Annotated in this window: 11 protein-coding genes; 7 read left to right on the plus strand and 4 right to left on the minus strand. The window is 72.8% G+C overall.

The genetic code is table 11. The features are described from left to right. The first annotated feature begins 85 nt into the window (after positions 1–85). The 3 genes from ACN27A_RS26375 to ACN27A_RS26385 all read left to right on the plus strand — a co-directional run bounded on the left by ACN27A_RS26375 (position 86) and on the right by ACN27A_RS26385 (position 2,822). Entirely contained in the window at positions 86–799 is a 714-nt protein-coding gene (locus ACN27A_RS26375; protein WP_421457264.1) for a DUF4245 domain-containing protein, read from the plus strand. A 117-nt stretch (positions 800–916) separates the two neighbouring features. Beyond that, entirely contained in the window at positions 917–1,723 is an 807-nt protein-coding gene (locus ACN27A_RS26380) for a hypothetical protein (RefSeq protein ID WP_421457265.1), read from the plus strand. 244 nt (positions 1,724–1,967) lie between these two features. Next, positions 1,968–2,822 carry a hypothetical protein gene (locus ACN27A_RS26385; protein ID WP_421457266.1) on the plus strand — a complete coding sequence of 285 codons (855 nt, stop codon included), beginning with the start codon at positions 1,968–1,970 and terminating at the stop codon, positions 2,820–2,822. A gap of 152 nt (positions 2,823–2,974) precedes the next feature. Here ACN27A_RS26385 and ACN27A_RS26390 read toward each other — a convergent pair whose 3' ends face one another. Next, the gene (locus ACN27A_RS26390) at positions 2,975–3,187 is read right to left on the minus strand and encodes an exodeoxyribonuclease VII small subunit (RefSeq protein WP_421457267.1); all 213 of its coding nucleotides are present in this window, start codon (positions 3,185–3,187) and stop codon (positions 2,975–2,977) included. Positions 3,188–3,319: 132 nt separating this feature from the next. Next, positions 3,320–4,540 carry an exodeoxyribonuclease VII large subunit gene (gene xseA / locus ACN27A_RS26395; RefSeq protein ID WP_421457268.1) on the minus strand — a complete coding sequence of 407 codons (1,221 nt, stop codon included), beginning with the start codon at positions 4,538–4,540 and terminating at the stop codon, positions 3,320–3,322. Positions 4,541–4,671: 131 nt separating this feature from the next. Between xseA and ACN27A_RS26400 the strand changes: the two genes are divergently transcribed. Both ACN27A_RS26400 and ACN27A_RS26405 read left to right on the plus strand, forming a co-directional pair. Beyond that, a complete protein-coding gene (locus ACN27A_RS26400) occupies positions 4,672–5,661 on the plus strand; it encodes a 4-hydroxy-3-methylbut-2-enyl diphosphate reductase (RefSeq protein ID WP_421457269.1) in 990 nt (329 codons plus the stop codon). Positions 5,662–5,702: 41 nt separating this feature from the next. Next, on the plus strand, positions 5,703–6,158 hold the full coding sequence (locus ACN27A_RS26405; RefSeq protein WP_421457270.1) for a hypothetical protein: 456 nt from the start codon (positions 5,703–5,705) through the stop codon (positions 6,156–6,158). Between the two features lie 98 nt (positions 6,159–6,256). Here ACN27A_RS26405 and ACN27A_RS26410 read toward each other — a convergent pair whose 3' ends face one another. Both ACN27A_RS26410 and ACN27A_RS26415 read right to left on the minus strand, forming a co-directional pair. Further along, positions 6,257–9,526: a S8 family serine peptidase gene (locus tag ACN27A_RS26410; RefSeq protein WP_421457271.1), complete on the minus strand. Its 3,270-nt coding sequence runs from the start codon at positions 9,524–9,526 to the stop codon at positions 6,257–6,259. Between the two features lie 162 nt (positions 9,527–9,688). Beyond that, complete coding sequence (locus tag ACN27A_RS26415; protein ID WP_421457272.1) at positions 9,689–10,867, minus strand: DNA recombination protein RmuC; 1,179 nt, start codon at positions 10,865–10,867, stop codon at positions 9,689–9,691. A 186-nt stretch (positions 10,868–11,053) separates the two neighbouring features. Here ACN27A_RS26415 and ACN27A_RS26420 point away from each other — a divergent pair, with 186 nt between their 5' ends. Both ACN27A_RS26420 and ACN27A_RS26425 read left to right on the plus strand, forming a co-directional pair. Continuing rightward, entirely contained in the window at positions 11,054–12,214 is a 1,161-nt protein-coding gene (locus tag ACN27A_RS26420) for a hypothetical protein (protein WP_421457273.1), read from the plus strand. 104 nt (positions 12,215–12,318) lie between these two features. Further along, positions 12,319–13,053, plus strand: coding sequence for a hypothetical protein (locus tag ACN27A_RS26425; RefSeq protein ID WP_421457274.1), 735 nt, complete (start codon positions 12,319–12,321; stop codon positions 13,051–13,053). The last annotated feature ends 111 nt before the right edge of the window (positions 13,054–13,164 follow it).

Raw genomic sequence — 13,164 nt, forward strand, 5'->3', positions numbered from 1 at the left:
ATCCTCACACGATCGCGCACCCGGCGCGGGGTCGGGGCGGTGATGGCCCGGATACGGCCGGTCGGGAGGCTGCGAAGATGGTGGGGTGGAAGCCGCACAGCCTGCCGATCGCGTACCCGCCGACTCGACGCCGCCGGACGGCCAGCCGCCGGTCGCCCCGACCCGGGCCGCCGCCGTACCGGAAGGGGAGCCGGCGCTGGTCGAACCCGCCGGCGCCCCCGGGGCGGCCCCGCCCGACGGCGGGGCGGAGACGGGCGAGCGGCCCGCGCCGCCGCCCGCGGTCGACACCCACAAGTCGGAGCGCTCGCCGAAGGACATGGCGATCTCGCTGCTCGTGCTGCTGATCCCGATCGCCCTGCTGCTCGCCTTCTACCGGGGGTTCCTCGGCGGCGACCAGCCGACGACCGTCGACCCGGCGCCCGCCCTCGAGTCGGCGCGGGCCGCCAACGCCTTCCCGGTCAGCGAGCCGGCGGGGCTGGACGACGGCTGGCGCACGGTCAGCGCGAACTTCCAGACCGTCGAAGGCGGGTCGAGTCTGCGCCTCGGCTATCTCACCCCGGAGGGGCGGGCCGCCCAGTTGGTGCAGAGCAGCGTGCCTCCGGAGCGGCTGCTGCCCGCCGAGCTGACCGCCGAGGGGCAACCGCAGGGCCAGACGGACCTGGGCGGGCGTTCCTGGCAGCGGTACACCGCCCGCGGCAACGAACAGGCCCTGGTCCTGCTCGAACCCAACCGGACCGTGATCGTGGTCGGCGACGCCCGGGACAACGAACTGCGGCACCTGGCCTCGGCGATCCGGTAGCCCGCTCCCACGGCTGCCCCCCGGGTGTCGGTCGGATCGGCTACGCTGCCCCGGCTCACTGCCCGGCGGCGGAAGTCCGCCAGGTGCTCATCGTTTCGTGAAGAGAGACAACTGACTGTGAACATTCGACGGTGGAGCGTCGGCGTGCTCGCCGCCACCCTGCTCGTTCCCGGCCTGACTGCCTGCAAGTCGGACGATCCCGCGCCGACCGCCGCGGGCTCGGCGGCGTCGGCCGTGCCCGCCGACCCCAAGGAGGCGCTGCTCGCCTCCACCAAGGAGATCGAGAAGGGCAACTTCAACTTCACGATCGCCGGTGGCGGCGTCAACGGCCAGGGCTCGGTGCACAAGCCGAGCAACAGCGCCCAGTTCACGATGAAGGTCGACGACGGCTCCGGCTCGACCTTCGGCATGGAGATGATCTACATCGAGCCCGACAGCTGGGTGAAGATGGACCTCGGCGAGCTGGGGGCGATGATCCCGGGCGCGGACAAGATGAAGGGCAAGTACCAGCACCTCGACCAGTCCAAGGTCAAGGACGGCGGTGACCTCGCCCTCAACATGAAGGACCTGGACCCGGCGGGCACCGCGGTGCTCGCCAAGGGCATCACCGAGGTGCAGAAGACCGCCGAGGGCAGCTACGCCGGCAAGCTCGACGCGTCCGCCGTGGGCGACGGCTCGGCCGCCCTGGACTCCGACCTGGTCAAGGCGCTCGGCGCGCAGGCCAAGTCGCTGCCCTTCACCGCCAAGCTGGACGCGGAGGGCCGGCTCACCGAGCTGGTCATCTCCGTCCCGGCGGCCGGTGACACCAAGGCCCACGACATCAAGGTCGCCTACGCCGACTACGGCAAGGCCACCACCCCGCAGAAGCCGCCGGCGGACCAGGTCGTCGAGGCCCCCGCCTCGACGTACGAGATGCTCAAGTAACACCGGCACGCGGAAACGGGGCGGCCTCGGCCGCCCCGTTTCCGCGTTCCGGGGTCACCCGTCCGGGACAACCGGACATCCCGGTGATTGTGCGACGCGGCGACAGGGAACAGGAGTGGGGCGGACCCGGACCGGTCGCCCCGGCAGCCGGCCTCAGGGGGTTCGCGCGGCGCAGCCGACGAGGTGCGTCGCCCGGTTTCCGGCCGCCGCCAGGTGCGTCGGGTGACCCATGTGGGAGACACGTATGACTGTTCGACGCCTGAGCGCCGGCCTGGTGGCCGCCGCCCTCTTCACTCCCGGCCTGGCCGCCTGCAACTCCTCCGGGACCCCGACGGCGGGCTCGTCCGCCTCCCCGACCGTCTCGGCGTCCGGCACGCCCGCGCCCTCGGGCAGCGCGGCCCCGGCGTCCGGTGACGCCAAGCAGGCGCTGCTGGCCTCCACCCGTGAGATCAGCAACGGCAACTTCCGGTTCACCATGTCCGGCGTCGGCTCGACGGCCGAGGGACGGGTGCACGAGCCCACCCAGAGCGCCGAGATGCGGGTGACGATCGGCAAGCCGACCGACGACCTGTTCATGAAGCTCGACCTCGTCCACTACAAGCCGGACAGCTGGGTGAAGGTCGAACTCGGCGGCACGACCGCCAAGAGCGTGCCGGGGGTGCAGAAGCTCAACCTCGGCAAGTACCAGCACCTGGACCAGACCCGGATCAAGGGCAACCGCAACCTCGGCTTCGACTTCGACAAGGTCGACCCGGCCGGCAGCGAGGTGCTGACGCAGGGCATCACGGAGGTACGCCAGACCGGCGACGGCGCGTACGCCGGCACGATCGACGTGTCGAAGGCTGCCGAGGCGGGTTCGGTGGACCCGACGGTGATCACGGCCCTCGGGGCGCAGGCGAAGTCGGTGCCGTTCACCGCGAAGCTCGACCCGCAGGGCCGACTCAGCGAGATGGTCATCCAGATCCCGGCCGCCGGCCAGAACCAGGCGCAGGACATCAAGATCACGTACTCGGACTACGGCAGCGCCACCGCCGCCCAGAAGCCCCCGGCGGACCAGGTCGTCGAGGCCCCGCAGGAGCTCTACAACCTCTTCAACTAACCCCACCCCCCGGCGCCGCTCCCGCCCGCTCCCGCCCGCGCCGATCATGCAGTTGTGGTGGGTGACACAAGGTGCAGAACGCCCTGTATCGCCCACCACAACTCCATGATCGCCGGGCGGGTCGGGGCGAGTCGGGGCGCGGGTGGGGGAGGTCAGGGGGTGGGGTCCTGGCGGGCGGCGTCTATGCGGGCGCGGGCGCCGTCGAGCCAGCGCTGGCAGGTCTCGGCCAGCTTCTCGCCGCGCTCCCAGAGCGCCAGTGACTCCTCCAGCGTGGTGCCGCCGGTCTCCAGCCGCTCGACCACCGACGCCAGCTCGGCGCGGGCCTGCTCGTAGCTGAGCTGTTCGGCCTTCTTCTCGTCAGTCATCGCTGCCATCCCACCACATCGTGATCCCGTCGCCGTTCAGCGTCGACCGCGCAGCCGGCCCGCCATCGTGTTTCCGCTCCCGTTCAGCGTCGGCCGTCGCCGCCGGCCCGCCATCGTGTGTTCCGCTTCCGTTCAGCCGTCGACCGTCGCGGCCAGCTCGCCCTCGGCGAGGCGTACCCGGAGCGGGTCGCCCTTGCCGACCTCGGACGCGGCGCGCAGGACCTGGCCGTCGGCGCGCTGGACGATCGCGTAGCCCCGGTCGAGGGTGGCGGCGGGGGAAAGGGCGCGCAGCCGGGCCAGGGTGTGCCGCAGGTCGTCGTCGGCGGCGGCGAGCCGGTGGTCCAGGCAGCGCCCCGCCCGCTGGCGCAGCCCGGTCAGGTCGGCGAGCCGCTGGTCGACCATCACCTGCGGCCGGGCCAGCACCGGTCGGGAGCGCAGGCCGTCGAGCCGGTGCGACTCGCGGTCCACCAGGTTGCGCACCGCGCGTTCGAGGCGGTGCCGGGCCTGCCGGATGACGCGTACCTCCTCGGTGAGGTCCGGGACCACGCGCTTGGCGGCGTCGGTCGGCGTCGAGGCCCGTACGTCGGCGACGTAGTCGACCAGCGGTGCGTCGGTCTCGTGGCCGATCGCGCTGACCACCGGCGTACGGCAGGCGAAGACGGCCCGGCAGAGCGCCTCGTCGGAGAAGGGCAGCAGGTCCTCGATGCCGCCCCCGCCCCGGGCGATGACGATCACGTCGACGGTCGGGTCGGCGTCCAGCACCTTGAGCGCGTCGACGATCTGCGGGACGGCGCCCGGCCCCTGCACGGCCACGTTGACCGTGCGGAACTCCACCGCCGGCCAGCGCCGGCGGGCGTTGGTCAGCACGTCCCGCTCGGCGGCCGAGGCGCGACCCGTGATCAATCCCACCCGGTTGGGCAGGAACGGCGGCCGGCGCTTGCGCGCCCGGTCGAACAGCCCTTCGGCCGCGAGCAGCTTCTTCAGCTTCTCCAGCCGGGCCAGCAGCTCGCCGAGGCCGACCTGCCGGATCTCGTCGGCGCGTAGGCTGAGCGTGCCCCGGGCCGCGTAGAACTCCGGCTTGGCGTGCAGCACCACCCGGGCGCCCTCGCGCAGCTCGGGGGCGCCGACGTCCAGGACGTCCCGGTTGGTGGTGACCGTCAGGCTCAGGTCGGCCGACGGGTCCCGCAGCGTGAGGAAGACGGTGCTGGCGCCCGGCCGGCGGCTGATCTGCGCCACCTGCCCGTCCACCCACACCCAGCCCAGCCGGGCGATCCAGGCGCCGACCTTCTGGCTGACCACCCGGACCGGCCACGGCTCCTCGGACGTGCTCCGCCCCACCTCGCCTGTGCTCACCCGCCCACCCTACGGCCCGTCCCGGACAGTCCCGCGCGGCTCGGCCGGGGGTGGGTGGCGGGCGGCCGGCATCGCGCCGTGGTGGCGTCGCGGCCCGTGTCGCCCTCTCTGGCGGCACGTACGATGGGCGGGTGACTCAGTCTGAAGTGACGTCCCGGACCGGCAAGCGCGTGATCCTGGCCAAGCCCCGCGGCTACTGCGCGGGCGTGGACCGCGCGGTGCAGACCGTGGAGGAGGCACTCAAGCTCTACGGCGCCCCGATCTACGTACGCAAGCAGATCGTGCACAACAAGCACGTCGTGCAGACGCTGGAGGCCCAGGGCGCGATCTTCGTGGAGGAGAACGAGGAGGTGCCGGAGGGCGCCACCGTCATCTTCTCCGCGCACGGGGTGGCCCCGGAGGTCTACGAGCAGGCCCGGACCCGCTCGCTGCGGGCGATCGACGCGACCTGCCCGCTGGTCACCAAGGTGCACCAGGAGGCGAAGCGGTTCGCCGCCGAGGACTACGACATCCTGCTCATCGGCCACGAGGGGCACGAGGAGGTCATCGGCACCTCCGGCGAGGCCCCCGAGCACATCCAGCTCGTGGACGGCCCCGAGGACGCCGACCGGATCACCGTCCGCGACCCGAACAAGGTCGTCTGGCTCTCCCAGACCACCCTCTCGGTCGACGAGACGCTGGAGACGGTGGCCCGGCTCAAGAAGCGGCTGCCCATGCTCCAGTCGCCGCCCAGCGACGACATCTGCTACGCCACCTCCAACCGCCAGCACGTGGTCAAGGAGATCGCGCCCGAGTGCGACGTGATGATCGTCGTCGGGTCAACCAACTCCTCCAACTCGGTACGCCTCGTCGAGGTCGCCCTGGACGCCGGGGCGCGCGCCGGGCACCTCGTCGACTTCGCGCACGAGATCGACGACGCGTGGCTGGAGGGGGCGCGCACGGTCGGCCTGACCTCGGGCGCCAGCGTTCCCGACCAGCTCGTCCAGGAGGTCCTCGCCCACCTCGCCGCGCGTGGCTTCACCGACGTCGACGAGGTGGTGACCGCCAACGAGCGGTTGACCTTCTCGCTGCCGCAGGAGCTCAAGCGGGACATGAAGGCCGCCGCCGCGGCCCGTGGCTGACCGGCGGAACGGTGGGCGGTCCCGCTGCGTCAGACCAGGGTATGAGGACTCTTCGGCTCGCGGTCTCCGCGCTGGCCGTCTGCGTGGCGCTGAGCGCCTGCGGCGGGCAGGACGGTACCGGCGACACCCCCACCCCGACCCCGACGGGAGCGCAGCCGGTGACCAGCCCGCCCAGCCCTGATCCGAGCAGCCCCGCGGTCCCGCCGACCCCCGGCGACCCGGTGGACCCGACGGGGCCGGCCCTGCCCCCGCCCACGAGGCCCAGCGGCGGGCCGACGAAGACGCCGCCGGCCGGCGGCACCACCCTGACCGGGACCGTCACCTCCGGGGTGGAGCCCAACTGCCTGCTGCTCGACAACTACCTGCTGGTCGGCGGCCCGCGTGACCTGCTGAAGCCGGGCACGAAGGTCACGGTCACCGGCCGGGTCCAGCGCGACCTGCTCACCACCTGCCAGCAGGGCACGCCCTTCCTGGTCGAGACCGCCCGCCGGGGCTGACCGGTACACACGTCGCCTGCGTCGCGACGGAGGGCACCGCAACGGGCGGAGCCCGCCCCCGGGTGGGGACGGGCTCCGGTGTTCCGGGGCGGGACGGGTCAGTTCACGGCGCCGATGGAGACGGCACCGCGGCCGACGACCGCGCCCTCGGTGGTCACCACGGACAGCTCACCGAAGAGCGCCCGACCGGCGACCGGGGTGGACTGGGCGGTCACCGTACCGGTGAGGGTGGCGGTGGCGCCGTGGGCCAGGTTGAGCGGGGTGGCGGGCGCCGAGAGGCTGCCCAGCGCCGCCGCGGAGAACGAGTCCCGGTAGTCGTAGGCGGTGCTGCCACCGGCCCCGTCCACCGCGTAACCCTCGACGACCACCCGGTAGGTGCCCGCCGGCGGGTTGTTGATGGTCACGGCCTCCTCGGAGTCGCCGTCGGCGGCCCGACCGACCTCCGTGGCGCCACGGAAGACGTAGAGGTCGAGGTCGGCCGCGGCGCTGGCCGGGTTGCCGATCCGGGCGGTGAAGCGGGTCGCGCCCGCCGGCACCTCCACGATGTATTCCTGCGACGCGCCCTCGGCGATGGTGGGCCGCTCAGCGTGGACGCTGGAGAGCGGACCGCCCTGACCGGTCACCGCGACCGGGCCGAAGGTGTTGGTCAGCGACCAGGTCACCGGGGTCGCCGCACCGGCGGTGACCGACGGCAGCTCGACCACGGCCGGCTCGACCGCGACACCCTGCACCCGCGCCGTGAGCTGGAACGGGTTGTTCAGCGACGGCGAGGTCCGACGGGACTCCACCTCGATCTCCCAGACACCGGCGATCGGGTTCTGGTAGTCGCGCTCCTGCGGCTTGCAGGCGTTGGCGTCGGAGAAGTTGGTGTAGCAGGCGAGGCTGGAGGTGCTCTCCACCGGGACGCCGTACGGGTTGAACGCGATGAACCGGGTCTGCGAACCGGTGGCGATGCCCGACAGGTTCACCTGGAGGGCGCCCGCGCCCGGCGGAACCGTCACGAAGTACGAGGTGAAGCCGTTCCGGTCGACCGAGCCCTCGGCCGAGAAGGAGAAGTTCGGCTTCTTCACGTCGTTCGAGGCGACGACGACGGTGGAGACCTCGAAGTCGATCACCGAGGTGGCCGGGTCGTCGATCGTCATGATCGCGCCGTGCGCGCCGGCGGTGGCGGGCTTGGCGGTGACCGGGACGGTGACGGTCTTGTTCAGCGGGAGCGAGACGGTCTTCGGCGCCGTGAAGGTGCCGTCGTTGCCGCGCAGACCCACGTTGTGCTTCACGGTGCCGGCCGGCCCGCTGGTGCGGGTGAGCTTGACCTGGTAGCTCTTCGACTGGCCGATCCGCTGCCCACCCTCGGTGGAGGCGCAACGGTTGTAGAGGCCGGTGCCCAGGTTCGGGGTGCCCAGCTGACCGGACAGGACGGTGCAGACCGGGGCCTCGGAGGTGTAGGAGCGCGTCTCCACGCCCTTGCGCAGCAGCTTCCACGCGCCCGGCACGTTGAACATGCCGTAGCCCTGGCCGTACGTCGGGACGTCCTTGATCGGCTTGGCCGAGCTGTAGATCGCCCGGCGCAGCGCGGCCGGGGTGACGCCCTTGTCGGTCGCCTTGGCGGCCGACAGCAGCAGCGCGGCGGCGCCGGCGGCCTGCGGGGAGGCCATCGAGGTGCCGTTCAGCATCGCGTAGCCCGGGGGCAGCGGGTAGCCGGCCTCGGGGACCGCGTTGCCGGCCTGCCAGGTCGGGGCGGTGGAGATGGCCGAGCCGGGGGCGGCGATGTTCGGCTTGATGCCGCCGTCCTCACGCGGGCCCCGGGAGGAGAAGTTGAACAGCGCGTTCTTCGTCTTCACCGCGGAGCCGTAGTTGGCCAGCCAGGTGTCCTTGCTGATGCTCGCCGCGACGCTGACCACGTTGGCGGCCACCGACGGGTCGCCGATGGTGTTCAGGCCCGGGCCGGAGTTGCCGGCCGAGATGAACATCTGCACGCCGTAGGTGGTGATCAGGTTGTTGTACAGCTCGGCGCGGGCGTTGTTGCCGTCGTTCAGCGCCGGCAGACCGCCGATCGACATGTTGACCACGTCGACCTTGCGGTTGATCACCAGGTCGGCCATGCCGGTGGTGAGGGCGGCGTAGGTGCAGCCGCCACCCCACGAGCAGGCCCGGGCGGAGACCAGCTTGGCACCGGGCGCGGCACCGTCGAAGGCGCCGTTGCCGAGCATGTCGTTGGCAGCGGTGATGCCGGCGACGTGGGTGCCGTGGGTGCTCTCGACGATGCCGATGTTGACGTAGTCCACCAGGCCGGGACCGCCGATGGGGGCGGTGTCCACGTCCTCGCGGTACTCGACCACGAACGGGATCCGCTCGACCACCGGGGTGGCCGGGTTGTCGGTGCCGAAGTGCCCGACGTCGAACTTCTCCTTGTACGGCCGCATCAGGGCGTCGTCGGTGAAGTCGTTGTTCTGGTTGACGTCCACCCAGATGTTGTGGGTGGCCGGGTCGTAGAGGATGCCGAACGTGTCGGTCCGGTCCCCGTCGCGGTTGACGTCACCCGCCGGGTCGCTGGCGGCCGTGATCGACTCGCTGAACCGGTTGAACCGGTAGGTGCCCGCCGGGGCCGTCCAGGTCGCGCCACCGGAGGTGAACGTCGGACCGGTGACCTCGGTGAGCATCGGGCGCCAGGTGGCGTCCTCGAACGGGTCCGTCGCGGTCACCCAGTCGACGATCTTCCGCTCGCCCGTGGTGGTCTTCTGCAGCGCCGGGTGACCGAGGTCCACACCGGAGTCCATGATGCCGATCGTGACGCCGCGACCGTCCCACTGGGGGTTCTTGGCGACGAAGTCGACCGCGCCGATCTCGTTGGTCGGCATGTAGGGGTTGGCGGCCGGGGTGTCGGCCCCGGGGCCGGCCAGCGTCGTGGCCTGCTTCGCCGCCTTCTTGCCGCTGGGGGCGACCTCGGGCGTCGGGTCGGGCAGCTGGATGGTCTCGTCGAGGTCGACGGCGGAGACGCCGGGCAGCGTGGCCGCCTTGACCACCTTGGAGGTGGGGACCTTGGCCAGGACGTAGCCGATGCTGTCGTACCGCTCGGTGACGGCCGCGCCCAGGTTCTTGAGGTCGGCGGCGACGTCCTTCGCCTCGCCCTTCTTGGTGGCCACGATCAGGGTGACGGTCGGGGCCTTCTTCGCCTCCGCCTCGGCGAGCAGCTTGGCGTCGTGCGAGCCCAGCGCCTCCACAGGGGTGGCCTGGGACGCGTCGGGTGCGGCGGTCGGCGCGGCGCTCGCGGTGGCGGCACCACCGGCCACCGTCACCGCGCTGGCCGCCACGACCGACGCGAAGAGCGCGGCGGAGGTCCGCCGGCTCAGGTTTCGGGGTTTGCTCACGTTCTCTTTCCTCCAGAGAACAGGGCCCTCAGATGCAGGGCACGCGTGAGGCGAATCCTTCGCGCTGCCGCTGGTCACTGTCACTACCGCGGAGTGCGTTGTGACCACTTCGTGACATGGGCGGGCGTCCATTGTCACATCGGCGATGATAGGTATCGGCCGTCAGTCCAGTGCCGACCGACCGGTCGGCGCCCCGGCCTCGGCATTTCCGAGCAGTTCCGGGGCCTGCGGCTGACGGGGCGCCAGCTCGACCTGCGCGGGCGCGGCCAGCTCCCGGTCGGAGACCCCCAGCTCCGCGAGCTTGCGGGCGCTGACCAGCACGCGCGCCTCCAGCGATCCCACGGCCCGGTTGTACGCGGTCACCGCGCCGCCGAGCGACGAGCCGAGCTTGCCGACGTGCTCGCCCAGGGTCGACAGTCGCCCGTAGAGCTCGCGGGCCAGCGAGTGCACCGCGACCGCGTTGCGCGCCAGCGCCTCCTGCCGCCACGAGTAGGCGACCGTACGCAGCAGCGCGACCAGGGTGGCCGGCGTCGCCAGCACCACGTTGCGGGCGAACGCGTGCTCCAGCAGCGTCGGGTCGCGTTGCAGCGCGACGTCGAGGAACGGATCGGCCGGCACGAAGAGCACCACGAACTCCGGTGTGCTGTCGAACGCGGCCCAGTAGGACTTGGCGGCCAGCGCGTTCACGTGCGCCCGCAGGTGCTTCGCGTGCGCGTCGAGGTGGGTGTCGCGGCCCCGCTCGTCGCGGGCCTCCATCGCCGTCAGGTAGGCGTCGAACGGCGCCTTGGCGTCCACCACCACCGACCGGCCGCCGTGCAGCCGGACCACCAGGTCGGGGCGTACCCCCTGGTGGTCGGTGGCGGCGGTGACCTGCTCGGAGAAGTCGCAGTGCTCCAGCATGCCGGCCGCCTCGACGATCCGGCGCAACTGGTGCTCGCCCCAGCGGCCCCGCACCTGGGGCGCCCGCAGCGCCGCCACCAGCTGCTTCGTCTCGGTGCGCAGCTCGCCCGAGACCGTGCTCATGGTGCGGACCTGTTCCCGCAGCTCGGCGTACGCGTCGACGCGGTCGTGCTCCAGCTCGGCGACGCGCTGCTCGTAGCGGCGCAGCGTGTCGTGCAGCGGGGCGACGGCGCGCGCCACCGCCTCCTGGGACTGCGCGGTGGCCTCGTAGCTCAGCGCCCGCATGGACTGTTCGAGCCGCCCCTCGCCCTCCCGGGTGGCCCGCAGCGTGGCGTCCAGCCGGGCTATCTCGGTCGCCGAGCGGGTCCGGGCGGCGTACCAGCCCGCCGCGCCCCCGGCGGAGAGGCAGACGATCACCACGGCCAGCGTCGAGAAGTCCACCCCCGGAGCTTGCCAGACCGGCGCGCCACGCGCCGCCGTGCCGCTCTCGTCGCACCCGCCGCCTTTGTCGCGGATGGACGTTGTGGCCGATCGTGCCGAGCGGCGTGGCGGGGTGGGGCCGTTCCGGGGCAGACAGGAAGCGGCGACATGGCTCAGAGTGACGACAGGGACTCGGAGGGAGACGGCATGGCTGGGTGGTTGCGTCCCGTACGGACACTCGTCGCGACGGCGGCGGGAGTCCTCCTCGCCGGCCTCGCCGCGCCGGTCGCGGTGGTCGCCGCGCCGCCCGGCGGCGCCGTCGGCTGGCGGGACCTCGGGACGCTGGGCGGCGACTGGAGCGTCCCCGTCGGGCTCACCGACTCCGGGCTGGTCCTCGGCGACAGCCAGACCGCCGACGGCCGCGTCCACGCGTTCGTGTGGCGGGACGGGACCCTGACCGACCTGGGCACGCTGGGCACGGACAGCCACGGCGCCGCCGTCAACGAGCGGGGCGTGGTGGTCGGCACCACCGTCCTGGCCGACGGGCGGACCAGGCCGTTCCGGTGGCGCGACGGCGTCATGACCGACCTCTCCGCCGTCCACGGGCCGTCCTCGGCCGTCGGCGTCAACGAGCGCGGCGAGGTGATCGGCACGAGACACACCGACGACAGCGGCCAGTACGGCCGGGCGTTCCGCTGGCGCAACGGGATCAGCACGGACCTGCCCGGTCGCGGTGGCGACACCGTCGCGGCGGCGATCAACGACCGCGGCGACGTCGTCGGCTTCACCAACAGCGCGGACGGGGCCAGCACCGAGGCGGCGCTGTGGCGCGACGGCAGGCTGGTCCGGCTGACGCCGCCGACCAGCTCGACCAGCATGGCCACCGGCATCAACGACCGGGGCCAGGTGGTCGGCACCATGCGGGTCGACGGCTCCGGATGGCACGCCTTCCTGTGGTACGACGGTGTCTTCACGGACCTCGGCACCCTCGGCGGCACCGACAGCTACCCGGTGGGCGTCAACGGGCGCGGGCAGGTCGCCGGCAGCGCGCAGACCCCGACGGACATGCGCGCCGTGCGGTGGCACCACGGCGTCGTCACCGATCTGGGCACCCTCGGCGGCTCGTACAGCCAGGCCATGGCGATCAACGCCGCCGGCACCGTGGTCGGCGAGGCGACCGTCGCCAGCGGCGCGAAGCACGGCGTGGCCTGGGCGCGGGGCCGCAGCGTCGACCTCGGCCCGCTGGATCTCGGCCGCTCCGGCGGCAGGGTGGGCTTCGTCAACGACCGGGGGCTCGTCGCCGGCCAGCTGGCCGCCACCGGCGGCGACGTGCACGCCGTCGTGTGGAACCTCGACCGGCGACACTAGCCCGGCCCGCCCCTGCCCTTGCCCGCGCCCTGCCTCCGGTCCGCAGCGCCGAGCTGCGTCGATCGGAGGCGTGGCGCTGGCCTGGCCTGGGTAACGTCGCAGACATGAGATATCTGCCGCTGCTCATCCTCGTGGTGCTGCTGGTGGGTGCGGTCGTCTGGTGGCGCCGGGAGAGCGCCGCCCGGGCGGAGCGCCGCCTCGCCGACGCGCGGGCCGACGCCCAGCGCTGGTACGAGCGGCTCGGCGGCCAGGTGATGAACCTGCACGGCGACCACCCGGCCGTGCGTCAGGCGCTGGTCGACGCCGGGGAGCGTTACAACGCGGCCGGCAGCCAGCTGGAGCAGGCCCGCAGCGTCGAGCAGTACCGCCTGGCCCGGGAGACCTCGCTGGAAGGGCTGACCTACGCCCGGGCGGCCCGGGTGGCGCTCGGCATCGACCCCGGCCCCGAGCTGCCCCCGCTGGCCGCCGCGCAGGGCGCCGGGCAGCTCACCCGGGAGCGTCAGGTCGACGTGCAGGGGCAGACCTTCAAGGCCGGCCCGCAGCCCGGCCGCGACACCCCCTACTACTACCCGGGCGGGCGCTACCAGGGCCGGCCGGTGCCGGCGGGCTGGTACTCCACCCCGTGGTGGAAGACCGCGCTGGGCGCCGGCGCGGGTGTCCTCGGCGGCATGCTGATCGCCGACGCGCTCTTCTCGCCCGGCTTCGGCGACCCCGGGTACGGCTACGAGGCCGGCTACCAGGAGGGCTTCGGCGACGGCACCGGCTTCGGCGAGCAGGGCGGAGACTTCGGCGGCGGCGGAGACTTTGGCGGCGGGGAGTTCGGCGGCGGCGACTTCTAGGGCCGAGCCCGCCGGTCACGGTGTAAGGAAGGGCACCTTCCTGTCGCTTCTTGCATAGGAAGGTGCCCTTCCTGACACCTCAGCCCGTGTTGCGCATGCCGGCGGCGATGC

The organism is Micromonospora sp. WMMD737, from assembly GCF_049179055.1.
GTDB classification, from domain to species: Bacteria; Actinomycetota; Actinomycetes; order Mycobacteriales; family Micromonosporaceae; genus Micromonospora; species Micromonospora reichwaldensis.